General features: G+C 69.2%; 15 protein-coding genes. 8 read left to right on the top strand and 7 right to left on the bottom strand.

The window, feature by feature from the left end; all coding sequences use genetic code 11:
* Positions 1-53: 53 nt before the first annotated feature.
* Both JNUCC0626_RS49210 and JNUCC0626_RS49215 read left to right on the top strand, forming a co-directional pair.
* Entirely contained in the window at positions 54-1,337 is a 1,284-nt protein-coding gene (locus JNUCC0626_RS49210; protein WP_394617481.1) for an aspartate aminotransferase family protein, read from the top strand.
* Entirely contained in the window at positions 1,334-2,815 is a 1,482-nt protein-coding gene (locus JNUCC0626_RS49215) for a CoA-acylating methylmalonate-semialdehyde dehydrogenase (protein WP_394617482.1), read from the top strand. The genes JNUCC0626_RS49210 and JNUCC0626_RS49215 overlap by 4 nt, the downstream gene beginning before the upstream one ends.
* A 336-nt stretch (positions 2,816-3,151) precedes the next feature.
* Here the strand turns inward: JNUCC0626_RS49215 and JNUCC0626_RS49220 are convergent, their stop codons facing one another.
* Positions 3,152-5,206 carry an elongation factor G-like protein EF-G2 gene (locus JNUCC0626_RS49220; protein WP_394617483.1) on the bottom strand — a complete coding sequence of 685 codons (2,055 nt, stop codon included), beginning with the start codon at positions 5,204-5,206 and terminating at the stop codon, positions 3,152-3,154.
* Between the two features lie 380 nt (positions 5,207-5,586).
* Here JNUCC0626_RS49220 and pdxS point away from each other — a divergent pair, with 380 nt between their 5' ends.
* Both pdxS and JNUCC0626_RS49230 read left to right on the top strand, forming a co-directional pair.
* The gene (pdxS, locus tag JNUCC0626_RS49225) at positions 5,587-6,480 is read left to right on the top strand and encodes a pyridoxal 5'-phosphate synthase lyase subunit PdxS (protein WP_266041383.1); all 894 of its coding nucleotides are present in this window, start codon (positions 5,587-5,589) and stop codon (positions 6,478-6,480) included.
* Positions 6,481-6,519: 39 nt separating this feature from the next.
* The gene (locus tag JNUCC0626_RS49230; protein WP_394617484.1) at positions 6,520-6,762 is read left to right on the top strand and encodes a hypothetical protein; all 243 of its coding nucleotides are present in this window, start codon (positions 6,520-6,522) and stop codon (positions 6,760-6,762) included.
* Between the two features lie 115 nt (positions 6,763-6,877).
* Here the strand turns inward: JNUCC0626_RS49230 and JNUCC0626_RS49235 are convergent, their stop codons facing one another.
* From JNUCC0626_RS49235 to JNUCC0626_RS49250, 4 genes are all read right to left on the bottom strand, one after another.
* On the bottom strand, positions 6,878-7,615 hold the full coding sequence (locus JNUCC0626_RS49235; RefSeq protein ID WP_394617485.1) for an LppU/SCO3897 family protein: 738 nt from the start codon (positions 7,613-7,615) through the stop codon (positions 6,878-6,880).
* A gap of 4 nt (positions 7,616-7,619) precedes the next feature.
* On the bottom strand, positions 7,620-8,546 hold the full coding sequence (locus tag JNUCC0626_RS49240; RefSeq protein WP_394617486.1) for an LppU/SCO3897 family protein: 927 nt from the start codon (positions 8,544-8,546) through the stop codon (positions 7,620-7,622).
* A gap of 116 nt (positions 8,547-8,662) precedes the next feature.
* On the bottom strand, positions 8,663-10,864 hold the full coding sequence (helR, locus tag JNUCC0626_RS49245) for an RNA polymerase recycling motor ATPase HelR (protein WP_394617487.1): 2,202 nt from the start codon (positions 10,862-10,864) through the stop codon (positions 8,663-8,665).
* Between the two features lie 221 nt (positions 10,865-11,085).
* The gene (locus JNUCC0626_RS49250; RefSeq protein WP_394617488.1) at positions 11,086-11,505 is read right to left on the bottom strand and encodes a hypothetical protein; all 420 of its coding nucleotides are present in this window, start codon (positions 11,503-11,505) and stop codon (positions 11,086-11,088) included.
* A gap of 160 nt (positions 11,506-11,665) precedes the next feature.
* Here JNUCC0626_RS49250 and JNUCC0626_RS49255 point away from each other — a divergent pair, with 160 nt between their 5' ends.
* Positions 11,666-12,490: a hypothetical protein gene (locus JNUCC0626_RS49255; RefSeq protein WP_394617489.1), complete on the top strand. Its 825-nt coding sequence runs from the start codon at positions 11,666-11,668 to the stop codon at positions 12,488-12,490.
* Here JNUCC0626_RS49255 and JNUCC0626_RS49260 read toward each other — a convergent pair.
* A complete protein-coding gene (locus JNUCC0626_RS49260; protein ID WP_394617490.1) occupies positions 12,487-13,041 on the bottom strand; it encodes a helix-turn-helix domain-containing protein in 555 nt (184 codons plus the stop codon). The two genes, JNUCC0626_RS49255 and JNUCC0626_RS49260, sit on opposite strands and share 4 nt — an antisense overlap.
* A 58-nt stretch (positions 13,042-13,099) precedes the next feature.
* On the opposite strand from JNUCC0626_RS49260, the gene JNUCC0626_RS49265 reads away from it, so the two are divergent.
* Genes JNUCC0626_RS49265 through JNUCC0626_RS49275 form a run of 3 tightly spaced genes read left to right on the top strand, consistent with a single transcriptional unit; the run spans position 13,100 to position 16,526 of the window.
* Positions 13,100-13,792: an AzlC family ABC transporter permease gene (locus JNUCC0626_RS49265; RefSeq protein ID WP_394617491.1), complete on the top strand. Its 693-nt coding sequence runs from the start codon at positions 13,100-13,102 to the stop codon at positions 13,790-13,792.
* Positions 13,771-14,079: an AzlD domain-containing protein gene (locus tag JNUCC0626_RS49270; protein ID WP_394617492.1), complete on the top strand. Its 309-nt coding sequence runs from the start codon at positions 13,771-13,773 to the stop codon at positions 14,077-14,079. The genes JNUCC0626_RS49265 and JNUCC0626_RS49270 overlap by 22 nt, the downstream gene beginning before the upstream one ends.
* 53 nt (positions 14,080-14,132) lie before the next feature.
* On the top strand, positions 14,133-16,526 hold the full coding sequence (locus tag JNUCC0626_RS49275) for a BREX system ATP-binding domain-containing protein (protein WP_394617493.1): 2,394 nt from the start codon (positions 14,133-14,135) through the stop codon (positions 16,524-16,526).
* Here JNUCC0626_RS49275 and JNUCC0626_RS49280 read toward each other — a convergent pair.
* Entirely contained in the window at positions 16,523-16,963 is a 441-nt protein-coding gene (locus JNUCC0626_RS49280; RefSeq protein ID WP_394617494.1) for an Lrp/AsnC family transcriptional regulator, read from the bottom strand. The genes JNUCC0626_RS49275 and JNUCC0626_RS49280 overlap by 4 nt on opposite strands.
* Between the last annotated feature and the right edge of the window lie 35 nt (positions 16,964-16,998).

Consider the following 16,998-nt stretch of genomic DNA (forward strand, 5'->3'; position numbering starts at 1 on the left):
GGTCGTCCGCCAGCAGACTTCGGACTCAGGCGGTTGACCCCCTGGAGGACGAGATGGCCCACAAGGAGTTGCTGGCCCGGCACCGCGCGGTGATGCCGAACTGGCTGGCCCTCTACTACGACGAGCCCATCGAGATCGCGAGCGCTTCCGGGCGCCGGGTGACCGATCGCGAGGGCACGACCTACCTGGACTTCTTCGCGGGCATCCTGACCAACGCCATCGGCTACGACGTCGCCGAGATCAGCGACGCGATCCGGTCGCAGCTCGACACCGGCGTCCTGCACAGCTCGACGCTGTACCTGATCCGCTCGCAGGTCGAACTGGCCGAGAAGATCGCGGAACTCTCCGGCATCCCGGACGCCAAGGTGTTCTTCACGAACTCCGGCACCGAGGCCAACGAGACCGCGCTCATGCTCGCCACCCAGGCCCGGCGCAGCGAACAGGTGCTGGCGCTGCGCAACAGCTACCACGGCCGTGCGTTCGCCACGATCGCCATCACGGGCAACCGCGGCTGGTCGGCCTCGGCCCTGTCCCCGATCAAGGTCAGCTGGGTGCACGGCGGCTACCGCTACCGCTCGCCGTTCAAGTCGTTCTCCGACGCCGACTACGTCAAGGCGTGCGTCGACGACCTGCGCGAGATCATCGAGACCACCACGTCCGGCGACGTGGCGTGCATGATCGCCGAGCCGATCCAGGGCGTCGGCGGCTTCACCTCCCCGCCCGACGGCCTGTTCCGCGCGTTCAAGGACGTGCTGGACGAGTACGGCATTCTCTTCATCTCCGACGAGGTGCAGACCGGCTGGGGCCGCACCGGCGAACACTTCTGGGGCATCCAGGCGCACGACGTGGTGCCGGACGCGATGACGTTCGCCAAGGGCCTCGGCAACGGTCTCGCGATCGGCGGCGTGGTCGCGCGCGGCGACCTGATGGACACGATCAACGCCAACTCGATCTCGACGTTCGGCGGCAACCCGGTGTCCACGGCCGGTGCCCTGGCCACCGTCAACTACCTGCTGGACCACGACCTCCAGGCCAACGCGGCGAAGCTCGGCTCCCGGCTGTTGGGCGGCCTGCGCTCGTTGGCCGAGAAGTACCCGGTGATCGGCGACGTGCGCGGCAAGGGCCTGATGGTCGGCGTCGAGTTCGTCGGCCCCGAGGGCGAACCGAACGCGGCTGCCGCCTCCGTCGTGCTGGCGGAGTCGAAGGCGCTCGGGCTGCTCGTCGGCAAGGGCGGCCTCTACGGCAACGTGATCCGGCTGGCCCCGCCGATGACGTTGACCGAGGACGAACTCGAAGAGGCGCTGGGGATCCTGGCTCAGGCGGTGGAGAAGGCGTGATCAAGCACTGGATCAACGGCAAGCCCTGGGATTCGGCTTCCTCGCGGGTCGGTGACGTCTACGACCCGACCACCGGCAAGGTTGCCTCGCAGGTCGCCTTCGCCTCGGTGTCCGAAGTGGACGCTGCCGTGTCGTCTGCTGCGGAAGCGTTTGCGTCGTGGCGCAACGCCTCTCTGGCTCAGCGCTCGACGGTGATGTTCAAGTTCCGCGAGCTCTTCAACGCCCGCAAGGACGAGCTGGCCCGACTGGTGTCGTCCGAGCACGGCAAGGTCGTCTCCGACGCGGCCGGCGAGATCCAACGCGCCCTCGAATCGGTCGAGTACGCCTGCGGCATCCCTTCGTTGCTGAAGGGCGGCTTCAGCGAGAACGCCTCGACCCGAGTCGACGTCTACTCCATCCAGCAACCGGTCGGCGTCGTAGGCGTGATCTCGCCGTTCAACTTCCCGGCCATGGTCCCGCTCTGGTTCGTGCCCACCGCAATCGCCTGCGGCAACACCGTGGTGCTCAAACCGTCCGAAAAGGACCCTTCCGCCTCGCTGTTCATCGCTTCGCTGTTCGCCGAGGCGGGCCTGCCCGACGGCGTCCTGAACGTCGTGCACGGCGACAAGGTGGCCGTCGACAGGTTGCTCGAACATCCTGTGGTGAAGGCGATCTCGTTCGTCGGCTCCACCCCGATCGCCCGCTACGTCTACGAAACCGGCACCGCTGCCGGCAAGCGCGTCCAGGCTCTCGGCGGAGCCAAGAACCACATGGTCGTTCTGCCCGACGCCGACCTGGACCTGGCGGCCGACGCCGCGGTCTCCGCGGGCTTCGGCTCCGCCGGCGAACGCTGCATGGCGATCTCGGTGGTCGTGGCCGTCGGCGAGGTCGGCGACTCGCTCGTGGAGAGGATCAAGTCGCGCATCGCCGACGTGAAGGTGGGGTCGGGCGCTGCCTGCGAGATGGGCCCGCTGGTCACCGGCGTGCACCGGGACAAGGTGACGTCCTATTTGGACGCCGGCGTGCAGGCCGGTGCCGTGCTCGCGGTCGACGGCCGCGACCACCCGATCGACGGCGAGTCCGGCGGGTTCTGGCTCGGGCCGACGCTGTTCGACCACGTCGGCACGGACATGACGATCTACACCGACGAGATCTTCGGCCCGGTGTTGTCGGTCGTCCGGTGCTCCTCCTACGAGGAGGCCGTCGAGATGGTGAACTCGAACCGGTACGGCAACGGCACCGCGATCTTCACCAACGACGGCGGCGCGGCGCGCAGGTTCCAGAACGAGATCGAGGTGGGCATGGTCGGCGTGAACGTGCCGATCCCCGTGCCCGTCGCCTACTACTCGTTCGGCGGGTGGAAGGAATCGTTGTTCGGCGACGCACACGCGTACGGCCCGCACGGCGTGCACTTCTTCACGCGTTCGAAGGTGGTGACGTCGCGCTGGCTGGACCCGTCGCACGGCGGCGTCAATCTCGGGTTCCCGCAGAACACCTAGACCGGCCCTCGCGCACGCTGACGCAGGGGTCCCCCTAACCGGGAACCCCTGCGTTTCAACGTACTCGCGGGGTCCGACAAGATCGCCGACAAACAGCTGGACCGCGCCTTGCTCGACGCGGTCGCGGACCTGGCCGACGGTCCCGTCCTGGACGTCGGCTGCGGTCCCGGCCACGTCTGCGGGACAGGCGAGGACGCGCACGCAGTGGTGAGACAGCGACGTCGACCTGACGTTCCACTCCTCGGCCCGGACGAGGAGACGCGCAGGCTCGCGGCAGCCGGGCTCGTCGTGACGGCCCGGCTCGACCGCGCGCCAGATCCGCGGGCCGCCCTCGCTCTACCTGGTGCGGGCCGCCAGCGCTTCCGGCAGCGGGTCGTAACGGGAGAACTGGCGGCTGAACGTGCCCGTCCCCGAAGTCAACGACCGCAATTCGATCGCATACCGCAACAACTCCGACGAAGGCACCTCCGCCCGGATCACCGTGCGCCCGCCCTCACCGGCCTCGGTCCCGAGCACCCGCCCACGCCGACCGGACAGATCACCCAGCACGGTGCCCAAGTGCTCGTCGGGCAACCGGATCAACACCTCGTCCATCGGCTCCAGCAACTGGGTCCGGGCAGCGGAAGCGGCTTCCTTCAACGCCATCGCCCCGGCCGTCTGGAAGGCCGCGTCGGACGAGTCGACCGAGTGCGCCTTGCCGTCGACCAGCGTCACGCGGACGTCGACCACCGGTGTGCCGTCGTGGAGGCCTCGTTCGAGTTGCGCCCGCACGCCCTTCTCCACCGACGGGATGAACTGGTGCGGGACCGAGCCGCCGACGATCTTGTCGACGAACTCGAAGCCGGAGCCGCGGGGGAGCGGTTCGACCACGATGTCGCACACGGCGTACTGGCCGTGACCTCCGGATTGCTTGACGTGTCGGCCGTGGCCTTTCGCGGACCCGGCAAAGGTTTCGCGGAACGGCACGCGCACCGGTTCGGTGTCGATCTCCGCGCCGCCCGCTCGCAGCCGCGCGAGCACCACGTCGGCGTGGGCCTCGCCCATGCACCACAGGACCATCTGGTGGGTTTCGGGGTTGCGGTCGAGGCGCAGGGTCGGGTCGCTCGCGACCAGGCGGTTGAGGTTGCGCGCCAGGTTGTCCTCGTCGCTGCGGGTGCGCGGGACGACGGCGATGGGCAGCAACGGTTCCGGCATGTTCCACGGCGCCATCAGGAGTGGCTGCTCGGGCGCGGACACGGTGTCGCCGGTCTCGGCTGTGGTGAGCTTGGTCAACGCACACAGGTCGCCCGCCACGCAGTACGGGACCTCGCGCAACGACGAACCCAGCGGCGAGTAGATGTGGGCGACGCGTTCGTCGGCGTCGTGGTCCTCGTGGCCTCGGTCGGCCATGCCGTGGCCGGAGACGTGCACCGGGCGTTCGGGGCGCAGGGTGCCGGAGAAGACGCGGACCAGCGACACGCGGCCGACGTAGGAGTCCACGGCGGTGCGGACCACTTCGGCGACGAGTGGCCCGTCCGGGTCGGCGGCCATGCGGGGCTGCGGGATGCCGTCCACTGACGTCACGGACGGGACTTCGTGTTCCAGCGGTGACGGGAACGCGCGCGCGATGCCGTCCAACAGTTCGACTAAGCCCATGCCCGTTGCGGCGCACACGGGCATCACGGGGTGGAACGAGCCGCGCGCCACGGCCGTTTCCAGGTCGCTGATGAGCGTGTCCTGGTCGATCTCCTCGCCCTCGAGGTAGCGGTCCATGAGGGACTCGTCCTCGCTCTCGGCGATGATGCCCTCGATCAGCGCCGCCCGTTCCTCGGGGTGGTTCTCACCCGACGTCAGCAGCCCGACCAGCGCGTCGCCCTCCTGCATGTAGAGCGGCACGACGCCGGCGCCGAACGCGGCCTGGCACTCGATGACCTCGTTGGCGAAGTTCGCGCGGTGGTGGTCCGTGCGTGTGATGACGACGGCACGCGGCATGCCGACGAGAGCGCACTCCTCCCACAACGCGATGGTGGCGGCGTCGACGCCCTCGAAGGCGTTGACAACAAAAAGGGCCGCGTCCGCGGCCCGCAGTCCTGCCCTGAGCTCACCCACGAAGTCGATGTAGCCGGGGGTGTCGATCAGGTTGATCTTGATGTCCCCGTGCTGGATCGGGGCCACGGCGAGGCCTACCGACCGTTGTTGTCGCACGGCCGCTGGATCGTGGTCGCAGACCGTGGTGCCCTCGGTGACCGAACCGGCGCGGTTCAGGACCCCGGTGGCGGCGAGCAGGGCCTCGGTGAGCGTCGTCTTGCCCGCGCCGGACGGGCCCACGAGCACGACGTTGCGGACCTTGGCCGGGTCGCTTACAGCGACCGCGCCTGCCGATGTGCCGTTGTCGGAGTTCTTGCTTCCCATGGCGACCTCCGTCAAGTCGTAGTGTTCGATCTCACACCCGTTCACCGGTGGTTACAACCCTGGAGGCCCGTCCGGGTGCGTCCTGGATCGTGGGAGAGAGGAACCGCGTGGTGCGAGGTCGCGCCGGTGGTCCGGTCAACCGCTCGTGCCGAATTCGGCGAAGCCCAATTCGGCACGAGCGATTCGGCCGGACGACCGGCTTCCCGGCGACCGAGCCGCCGTCTCCGAAGGAGCGGCCATCGAACGCAGTGAGCAGGGTCACGACCTGCGGTTGATCGGAAAGTGGCCTTCCGTTTTGCGGCTCCAGTGGCTTGGGCGAGATGGCCACGTCGGACGTACGGTGAGTTCACCAAGACTTCCCCTCGTGAAAGGTTGCCCAGGTGAGCACTGATCAGGTCACGGGTACCGCCCGCGTCAAGCGCGGCATGGCCGAGATGCTCAAGGGTGGCGTGATCATGGACGTGGTCGACGCCACCCAGGCGAAGATCGCGGAGGACGCGGGCGCCGTCGCCGTCATGGCACTGGAGCGCGTCCCGGCCGACATCCGCGCCCAGGGCGGCGTCGCGCGCATGAGCGACCCCGACCTGATCGACGGGATCATCAACGCCGTCTCCATCCCGGTCATGGCGAAGGCCCGCATCGGCCACTTCGTCGAGGCCCAGGTCCTGGCGTCGCTCGGCGTCGACTACATCGACGAGTCCGAGGTCCTCACCCCGGCCGACTACGCGAACCACATCGACAAGTGGGCCTTCACGGTTCCCTTCGTCTGCGGCGCGACCAACCTCGGCGAGGCCCTGCGCCGCATCACCGAGGGCGCGGCCATGATCCGCTCCAAGGGCGAGGCCGGCACCGGTGACGTCTCCAACGCCACCACGCACATGCGCAAGATCCGTCAGGAGATCCGCCGCCTGCAGAACCTCCCCGAGGACGAGCTGTACGTGGCCGCCAAGGAACTCCAGGCGCCGTACGAGCTCGTCAAGGAGATCGCGCAGAACGGCAAGCTCCCCGTCGTGCTGTTCACCGCCGGTGGCATCGCGACCCCGGCCGACGCCGCGATGATGATGCAGCTCGGCGCCGAGGGCGTGTTCGTCGGTTCGGGCATCTTCAAGTCCGGCAACCCGGCCCAGCGCGCCGAGGCCATCGTGAAGGCCACCACCTTCCACGACGACCCCGACGTCATCGCCAAGGTCTCGCGCGGCCTGGGCGAGGCCATGGTCGGCATCAACGTCGAGGACGTGCCGGAGCCGCACCGCCTGGCCGAGCGCGGCTGGTAACTCCTGCGGTTTCGCGATCCCCCTGCCGTGATCCACTTCATGGCAGGGGGATTTCGCGTTGTGGCGCTGGTGTTGTCGCTGCTGGTGGCGGGGTGCGGGCGCGGGGACGACGAGATCGCGGCGCTGCGGCAGTCCATCGAGGCCGAGATGGCCGCGGCGCCGTTGCCAGTCGGGGCGTCGCTGTCCGCGGCCGAGTTCGACAAGGGCTGCGTGGGGTTCGGCGGACGTGCGCACCCTCGCGCTGACGGCCTCGCAGGTCGCACACCTCCGCGAGACGCTTGACCGCCCGTTCGTGCTGCGCGCGGGCGCGTGGTGCAGTGCACCGGCGCCGCCACCGAGGCCGACGTCCACGGCAAGAGCACGCCGAAGCCGTTCGGCGCCTCGGTCGTGCGGTTTGTCAGCCGATCGTGAGGCAGTAGGTCGTCTTGATCTCGGGGTACGCCAGGGCGAGTGCGGGGTTGGGGCCGCACGCCGCCTTGTCGACGGTGTTCGCGAGGACCTTCGCCTTCGCGACCCCGAGGCCGCTGCACGGGCTCTTCGGGATCTCGGCCTGGAGCGCGGCGCGCGAGAAGTCGTAGCACTCGCCGTCCACGAACACCGGCACGAGGCACACGTTCATGCCGTATCCCTTGGTGTACTTGACGTACGCCTCTTCCTGCTCGCCGCACTTCTCGTTGGTCGGCATCGTCTTGACGACCGCGTAGTTGTGCTTGTTCTCGGCGCAGTCGGTCTTCGTGTATTGGACGTCGAACGTGGTGCCCTGCAACAGCGCGCAGTCGCCGACGAGCGCGAACGGCGGTGGCTTGCTCGTGGTGGTGGTCGGTGCCGCGGTGGTGGCGCCGCCGGTGCTGAACTTCATGTCGTCCTTGCCCACGAACCACAACAGCCCGGCACCGATCGCCACGACGAGCACGAGCAGCCCGAGCCCGATCAGCAGCCCGGCGCGTGCGGAGTGCTGGGGCGCCACGTCCAGCAACGGGCGCGGCACGTCCGGCGCCGACCGCTCGTGCTGCGGCGCGGAACCCGAGTACGCGCCGAACGGGTCCGGGTCGATCGGGCCGTACATGTCGTCGCGCTCGTCGGGACGTCTCTGCTCCGGGCCTTGCGGTGCGGCCCAAGGGTTTTCGGGATTCACGGGCTCACTCCGCCTGGGTGAAGCAGTAGGTGGTCTTGATCTCGGGGTAGGCCAGGGCGAGCGCGGGATTCGGGCCGCACGCCGCCTTGTCGACGGTGTTGGGCAGCACCTTGGCCCTCACCACCAGGAAGCTGCACTCCGACGTGAGGAACTCGGCGTTGAGACTGGCGGTGTCGAAGTTGTAGCACTGGCCGTCGACGAACACCGGGATCATGCACAGGTGCGACGACTTGCGGCCGTCCCATCCCTCGTACTTCACGTACGCGTCCGGGTCTTCGCCGCACTTCTCGCTGCGGGTGCTGAGCACCTTGCTGACCGTGTAGTTGTGCATGCCCGCATCGCAGGCCAGCTTCTCGTAGTCCAGGTTGAACGACGGACCGGACAGCTTCACGCAGTCGCCGATCTGGGCCGGTGGGGGCAGCGGGGTGGGGTTCGTGGTCGGTACCGCGTACGTCATCGGGTCGGTGGTCCTGGTGGGCGTCGCGATGTAGACGTTCCGGCTCACGACGGCGTAGAAGACCGAGGCCAGCGTCAGCAGCAGCAAGGAACCCACGACGAGTCCCACGATCAGCGGCGCGTTGGAGGTCCTTTGTGGAGGGACGGGCGGAGCGCTGTACGGGGAGGACTGGTAGCGGGTGGGGTCGGACGGTCCTGCCCACGGGTTGTGCGGCACGCTCGGGGCGGGCGGGGGAGGGCCGGTGTGACCGACGGAGTAGCCGGGGCCGGTCGGGTACGACGGGAGGGCCGCGATCGACTCGCTGGGCAGCACGGCAGGACCGCTCGCTGCCTCCGGCGCGATCGGCTCGACCGGCGCGTGCACAGGCTGGATCGGCTCCACCGGTGCGTGCGCGGGCGTAGCTGCCTCCACCGGCGGAACCGAGGCTCTGCTGGGCTCCTCGGGCGAGGCGGGCGGGATGGGCGGAGTCGTCATGGAATGCCCCCAATTCGGCACGGACGCGAATGTGTCGTCTGGCCGACGCGAGCAGTCCCCCCAGACTTCCGCCCATCCTAAGGCCTGGTCAGGCCTTCGTGTGACCCATTATTCGCTCATGTGCGCACGGTCTCAGCCAACCCGGACAAAGCGGCCGGCAGCGGCTCGTGGTGCAGCACGCCGAGGCGTTGCGTGGCACGGGTGAGCGCGACGTAGAGTTCCGCCGCGCCGCGCGGGCCGTCGGCCAGGATTCGCTCCGGCGCAACGACGAGCACCGAGTCGTACTCGAGGCCCTTGGTCTCCGCGGCGGTCACGGTGCCGGGCACGCCGGGCGGCCCGATCACCACGCTGGTGCCTTCCAGCGCGGCCTCGTCGGCCACGAACTCCGCGATGGCGTCGGGCAGTTCGGCGGCGGTCAACTGGCGCGACCACGGTTGCACACCGTTGGCGCGCACCGAATCCGGCGCCTGGACGTCCGGCGCGAACTCGGCGAGCACGCGGGCGGCCACGGCCATGATCTCGGCCGGGGTGCGGTAGTTGACGGTCAGCGAACGGTATTCCCAGCGGCCCGGCACGTACGGTTCGAGCATCTGGGCCCACGACGTGGCACCGGCCGGGGCGCGGCGCTGGGCGAGGTCGCCCACCACCGTGAAGGAACGGCCCGGGCAGCGGCGCATCAGGACGCGCCAGTCCATTTCGGACAGTTCCTGGGCCTCGTCCACGACTACGTGGCGGTAGGTCCAGGCGCGGTCGGCCATGGCCCGTTCGACCAGGGTGCGCTGGTCGTGGTCCTCGAAGCGCTCGGCCAGGTCCTCGGCGAACAGCATGTCCGACGCGAAGAGGTGGTCCTCGTCGTCCATGTGGTCGGTGCGGCCGATCATGCCGTCGAGCACCTCGGAGGCGTACCGGGCCTCCGCCGCGCGCTCGGCCGAAGCCGCCGCGTCGGCGGCCTGTTCGGTGCCGTCCTTGCCCAGCAGGTCGTGGAGTTCGTCCAAGAGCGGCACGTCCGAGACCGTCCATGCCGAGCCGTCCGCGCGGTACAACGACGGCGAAGCGCCCGCCGCGGCGAGTTCCTCCTCCGACGAGTACAACGACGACAAGAGCTCGAACGGCGTCATGATCGGCCACAGGACGTCGAGCGCCGCGATGAAGTTGTCGTCGTCGCCGAGGTCCTTCACCAGACCGGCGCGCATGTCCTCCCACGCCTGCTTGTCGGACCGCGACATCCAACCCTTGCCGATGCGCCCGATCGCGCGTTCGGTCAGCACGTACGTGACGATCTCGCGGAACACCGCGCGCGCCTCGTTGTGCGGCAGTCCGCTGTCCCGCGCCTCCTGCCGCGCCCACTCGGCCACGTCGGCGCCGATCTCCACGATCACGTCCTTCATCGTGATCGGGATCGGGTCGGTGGGAACCCGCTGCAACGACGCCACCGCCGCCTTCAGCACGTCCACCATCGTGCGCGCGCCCTTGATCCGTGCGACGTCCGGAACGTCCTCGGCCGTGACGGCAAGACCGGGCAGAAGACCACCAACGGTCGTGAAGACCACATCGGACTCACCGAGAGACGGCAGCACACGCCCGATGTGGTTGAGGAATGCCGGGTTCGGGCCGACGACGAGGACGCCGTGCCGTTCCATGCGCTCTCGTTGCGTGTACATCAGATAGGCGACGCGGTGCAGCGCCACGACCGTCTTACCGGTGCCGGGCCCGCCTTCGATCACCAGCACGCCGGGGTGGTCGAGCCGGATGATGGCGTCCTGCTCGGACTGGATGGTCGCCACGATGTCGCGCATGCCCTCGCCGCGAGGCGCGTTCAACGCCTCCAGCAGGGCCACGTCGCCCCGATCCTCACCGAGCTGACCGAACACCTCGTCGGTGAACCCGGCGACGGCACGGCGGCGCGTCAGGAACTGGCGGCGCCGCCGCATGCCCTCGGGCGTGGCACCGGTCGCGGTGTAGAACGGCCGCGCCGCCGGGGCCCGCCAGTCGAGCAGCAACGGCTCGAAGTCGTCGAACTCGTCGAACAGGCCGATCCTGCCGACGTAGGAGATCGCCCCGTCGACGCCGTCCAGCCTGCCGAAGCAGAGGCCGTAGTCGGCGACGTTGAGGCGCTTCATCTCGCGGTGCCGGGCGCGCACCTCGTTGTCACGGTCCATCGCGGTCTCGCCGGTGCCACCCAGCGCTGACTGGTACGCGGACTTCACGCGCGCACGTTCGCCATCAAGCCGTGCGTAGAGACCGGCCACGTACTCGCGCTCGGACTGCAGTTCTTCTTCGTAACCCACGTGCTCCCCACAGCGCCCTTGATCTGGCATAGGTCGATGAGTGTGAACGATGCCCGGGGCCTTGTGGCAAGGCCCCCCATCTGCTATACGGTTAAAGGGGCGGGGCGGATCAAATCCAGCCCATCGCGCTGTGGGGTCAACGCGACGGCGCACTGCCACATTCCCTCGAACGAGCACACCACATCTTCGGCCGGACATGCGACAGCGCCGGGCAGATGGCGGGTGCCACCTCCCGGCGCTTGTGCCGCCCCCTACGGGTGCGCGATCTTCCAGACCTTGTAGTAGGCCGACGACACGGCCTTGTCGGCGGGCTGCAACGCGGCCCAGCTCGCGTCCCAGTCGCCCGCGCGCAGCTCGGCGATGCCCGTGTCGATGCCGGCGATCGCGGAGTCGACCTCGGCCTTCACCACGCGGTCGAACCCGGCGCACGCCGGGCCCTGCAGCTTCGTCCGAGCCGCCGCCAACTCGGTGTAAATGAACCCGTGGTTCTCGAACGGTCCCTGTTCCACGCCGAATTGCACGGCGTAGGCGGTCTGGCTCAGAGTGACGCTCGCGCTGCTCAGCTGGGAGGCGCAGGCGCCGGCGGAGGTAGCCGCGCCGGCGGGTGCGGCGAAGGCAAAGGCGCTGGTAGCGGCCGCGATGGCGATCGCAGCGCTCAAGGTTTTCTGCATGATCGCATTGAAGCGATGAATGCGTTATCAGTGCAACAGAAACGTATTTTCCGGTCGCGAAGTTGGACTGTTTCGTGCAATTGGGTACCGGAATTGCGGGTCTGTTGAACCTTTTGAAACTCGTTGGCGTAGTAGTTCCCCCGCTTGCGAGCATGTCGGCGTGAACATGCCGTTGAGATGGGACCTGGTGACACCGGACCAGCTCGGGACCATGCTCGACGACGTCGAGACGCCCGAGATCTGGTACCTCGACGAGCTCGCGGAGTGCGCGGGCAAGGTGCTGGCGCGCAGCGGCAACGGCGACCTGGTGTTCGTGGGCCGCTCACTCGACTCGATGTACGACCTGCTCGGTGGCGCTCTGCAAGGTGCGGACCGGGTGCTGCAACGACTCCCGGTGTCGTTCGTGCGGGGGCGCGAGGCCGCTCCCGACGAGGTTCGGCGCGTTCGCGAGATGGCCGCGGAGATCGGCATCACGCCCCGCTCGCTGGCCCGGCGTGAACGGCCCGTGACGTTCGTCGACGTCGTGTGGGCGGGCGGCACGTTCGAGAAGCTCTTCACGGTGCTCGACGACTGGATCGACGAGGAGCGCGAGACCTGGCCCGCGATCCGCCGCAAGCTGCGGTTCGTCGGCGTCACGAGCCGCACCGGCACCAGCCCGAACGCCCGCCGCTGGCACGAGGGCGCGGACTGGATCCACCGGCTCCCGTCGTCGTCGGTGCTGAGCGTCTCGCTGGAGCCGTTCGTCTGGAACTACCTCGGCAACACCCAGACGAAGCTGACCTGGTCGTACCAGCTGCACCGCTGGCGCGAGTACCTGCGCGAGGCGAAACGCGACGAACACACCCGCATCGCGTTGGCCGAAGCTGTGCACCTAGTGGCACTGGGCCGCACCAAAGAGGTCCAACGCAAGATCGCGCGGGCGATGGATGGCGAGCCGGCACTCAGCGAACCCTGGCTGCGCACACTGCGCAGCCGTCTCACCTAGACCGTGTGCTCCATGACCATGACGGCCGTGGTCCCGGGTTCGAGCGCCTTGCACACGTGCGGCACGTCCCCGGGATAAACGATGTAGTCGCCGGGCCCGAGTTCGATCGGGTCGTCGGCGAGCCCGGCCAGGCACCGCCCGGTGGCCACGATCATGTGCTCGATGCTCCCCGGCACGTGCGGCAACGACTCACGCGCGCCGCCCGGTTCCAACGCCACCCAGTACAGGTCGTGCTTGGTCCCCGGCCGGCAAGCCGCCAGCAACGTCGCCGAGTAGTGCGCGCGCTCGGAGTGGATGACAGGCCCCTCACCGGCGCGGATCACCTGCACCCGCGGCACGGCGGGCTCCACCAGCTGGCTGAACGGGACGCCCAACGCCACCCCGAGTGCCCACAGCGTCTCGACGCTGGGGTTGCCCGCGCCGGATTCCAGCTGGGAGAGCGTCGACTTGGCGATGCCCGCCTTCTTGGCGACCTCGCTGAGCGACATGCCGGTCCGGTCGCGCTCACGCCTGAGGTTGGCGGCGATGAGGTCGAGTGGTGCGTTCGACACAGAAGTACATCCGTTCGTCTTGACGAACACCAAGAACAAGTGTTCATCTTAATGGGTGGTGCGTTCGATCTGGCGAACTCTTGACGCGGCCCTCCTCCGTGACGTCGCCGCGGTAGCCCTGGGCGCCGCGGTGACCGGCGCGAGCTTCGGGGCCATCTCGGTGGGCACCGGCATGCCCTGGTGGATGCCGGTGCTGATGTCGTTGCTGATCTTCGCGGGCGGCTCGCAGTTCATGGCGGTCGGCATCGTCGCCGCAGGTGGCAGCCCTGCCGCGGCCGTGGTGGCGGGCCTGGTGCTGAACGCGCGGCACCTGCCGTTCGGCCTGGCCGTCGGCGACGTCCTGGGCAAGAGTCCGCTGGCGCGCGTCGTCGGCAGTCACCTGCTGATCGACGAGTCGACGGCGTTCGCGATGGCGCAGAAAGATCCCACGAGAGCGCGTGCCGCCTACTGGGCGTGTGGCGTGGCGTTGTTCTTCAGCTGGAACACCGGCGTGCTGCTGGGCGCTCTCGCAGGTCAGGCCATCGGCGACCCGATGACGTTCGGTCTGGACGCGGCCTTCCCCGCGGCCATGCTCGCGCTGACGCTGCCCGCCCTGAAGGACGCGGCCACTCGCAACGCGGCCTTGACCGGCGCGGCGATAGCGCTTATCGCGACGCCGTTCCTGCCCGCCGGTGTACCGGTCCTGCTGGCCCTCGCAGGCCTGCTCGTGTTCAAGAAGAAGGAGGAGCCGTGCCCGTCACCGCAGTCCTGATCCTGGCGGCGGGCACCTTCGCCATCCGCATCGCGGGCCCGCTGCTGCGCGACCGCGTCACGCTGCCGGACAAGGTGCGCGACTTGATCTCGGCGAGCGCGACCGTGCTGCTGTTCGCGCTGGTAGCGGTGTCGGCGCTGACGAACGGCAAGTCGTTCGGCGGGTGGGCGCTGGCCGCCGGGGTGGCCGTGGGCGGGCTCGCGGCGTGGCGAAAACTGCCGTTCGTGGCGGTCATCGTGCTGGCTGCGGGGACTACTGCGGCCTTACGCCTGATAGGTCTGGCATAACGCCAATGTTTCGGCGATAGAGGCGAGATGGCGGACGGGCCTCAGATAGACCCATGGGCGCGAAAGCTGGACTTGTCGGGCGGGACCGGGAGACGACGCGGCTGGCGGCAGCGCTGGCCGAAGCCGCCACCGACAACGGTCACCTGATAGCCGCCACCGGAGGCCTGGGTTCGGGCAAGACCGCACTGCTCACCACCGCGCGGGAGCTGGCCGCGCGGCAGGGGTTCACGGTCCTGGCCGCACGGGGCAGCTTCCTGGAGCGGGAACTCCCGTTCGGCCTGATCAGCCGTCTCTTCGTGTGCGTCCCGCCGGGTGACGCCCAGAACCAGCCGCGCATCGCCGCGGCGCTGGGTCAGTCCGACGCGCTGGCCGAGCCGGGCCCGATCACGCTGCCGGAACTGCACGTCCTGCACCGCACGCTCGCCAAGATGGCCGCGGAACGCCCGGTCGCCATCGTCGTGGACGACGCGCAGTGGGCCGACCTGCCGTCGCTGCAGTGGCTGAGCACGCTCCCGCACCGCATCGAACACCTGCCGATCTTCGTGCTGGCCGGAGTGGGTGCCGGCGAGGTGTGCACGGGCCCGCAGACCCTCGAGGAGTTGCTGGCCGCCGCCACCAGCGAGATCCGGCTGGACGAGCTGTCGCCCGCCGCCACCCGCACCCTCCTGGAGAACGAACTCGGCCCGCTGACAGACGAGTTCGTGAACGCCTGCCGCAAGCAGGCCGGTGGCAACCCGTTGTTGTTGCTGAACCTCGCACGCGCGTACATCGATCACGTCGAGGGCCTCACGACACCGGCCTTGCTGCCCACCCTGAACGTAAGGCTGCGCAGGCTCGCCACGCACGCACCCGACGCCGTGCACGTGTTGGCGGTCCTGGGCGGTGAGGTGACGTTGCCGCGTGTGGCGGAACTGATCGGCATCGAGCCGTGCGAGCTGGCGGGCACCATCGCGTCGTTGCACCGCATGGGGTTGCTCTCGGTTGAAGGCGCACTTGTGCACCCGTTGGTGCGCAACACGCTCCGGGAAGAGCTGACCATCACCGAGCGCCAGGACCTGCACGCTGCGGCGGCCCGGCTGCTCACCGAGACCGGCGCATCGGCCGAGGCGGTCGCCGAGCACCTGGTCGAGACGCGGCCCCAGGACGAGGAGTGGGCCACCGAGGTGCTCACGACCGCCGCGTCCCGGGCCCGCACGCGCAACCGGGTGCAGGACGCCGTCCGGTACCTGCGGCGGGCGCTGGCCGAGCCGCAGACCGCCGGACTGCTGGCCGAACTCGGCGAGGTGGAGTCCTACGTGGACGTTCCCAGCGCCGTGGACCACCTGGCCGAGGCCGATCCCGCGCACCCCGCGCTGCCCGCGTTGCTCGCGCTGCTGGGGGAGGAGCCGGAGTTCGAGGCCGAGGCGATCGGGGATCCGGACGTGCTGCCGTCGCGGCCGTCGGAGTTCGAGCCGTACTTGAAGGCCATCGGGTTCGTGCGGATGCGTGGCGACCTCACGGCCGCATACGCGCGGGCGGACCGTGCGTTGACCGTCGCGCGTAGGTGGCAGCACAGGCCGTGCACGGCGGCGGCGCTCACGGCGCGTTCGGCGTGCCTGCGGGACCTGGGACGGCTCGGCGCGGCGGAGGCGGACGCGCGGGAAGCCCTGGCCGTGCTGGAGAGCTGTGGAGCGGCCAGGACGTCCACGCCGGTGTTCGCCACGTTGACCGAGCTTTCCTTGGCACTGCTGGAGATGGGCGACGTCGAGACGGCGTCGGCGGTGTTCGAGCTGGTGCCGGGCGAGGTGCCGGACCTGTTCGGGGCGCCCGCGTTGCTGGCCGCGCGCGGCCGGGTCAGGATCGCGGCCGAGCGGCGCAAGGACGGGATGCGCGACCTGCTCGACTGCGGCCAACGGCTGCACGTGCGCCAGAACGACGCCACGTCGTGGAGGCTGCACCTCGGAGGAGAGCACCTGCACGCCGAGGAACGGTTGGCGCGCTCGATCGGCGCGGTGCTGCCGCTGGCGGCGGCGTTGCGGGAGCAGGCACAACACCTCGGTGCGGAAGGCATCGAGCTGCTCCAGGAGTCGGTCGACCTGCTGGAGCCGACCGGGGCCCTGCTCGAACGGGCGCGCAGCCACTTCGCGCTCGGCCGGGCGTTGCACCTGGCCGGACGGGTCAAGCCGGCGCGCGCGGAGCTCAGGACCGCGGTCGACCTCGCGGACGACTGCGGCGTCGAGGAACTGGCGGAGCTGATCAGACAGGAACTGGCGGCGGGTCCGGCCGGGCTCACCGAGTCCGAACGACGGGTCGCGGCACTGGCGGCCGAGGGCAAGATGAACCGCGAGATCGCCGCCGTGTTGTTCGTGCAACTGCGCACGGTCGAGATCCACCTGACGAAGGTTTATCGCAAGCTCGGCATTGACGGGCGCGACCAGCTCGCCCCGGCATTGCGCCTTGCCGGTTAATGCTTCCTGACGTGCGAGAAAAGGAGGTTTGTATGAACCTCTGTAACCTCTCTCCGCGAGGTGAACTTGTCGAGCACGAGGCGTTGCAGATGACCGACGTCCGACACCGCGACGTGCACCAGGAAATCCTCGGGACCCGTCACGTGCGATAGTGCGAGCGTTTCGGGCAACGACAGCACGTACGCCATGAACGGGTCGACGATCTCCTTGGTGTGCGGCCGGATCTTGACCGCGAGCATCGCCTGGACGTGCTGGCCGATCGCGCTCGGATCGACCTCGGCGTGGTAGCCGGTGATCACGCCGCGCTCCCGCAACGCCCGGTGCCGCACGACCGCCGTGGACTGGGCGACGTTGACGCGTTCGGCCAGGTCCTTGTTCTGCAACCGCGCGTCCTTCCGCAGCTCCCGCACGATGGCCTCGTCGATCGAATCCAGCACGGCTCTTCTCCGTTCCGCCGAATCGGCTGCGGCAA

The sequence above is a fragment of the Lentzea sp. JNUCC 0626 genome (genome assembly GCF_043632865.1).
Lineage (GTDB): Bacteria > Actinomycetota > Actinomycetes > Mycobacteriales > Pseudonocardiaceae > Lentzea.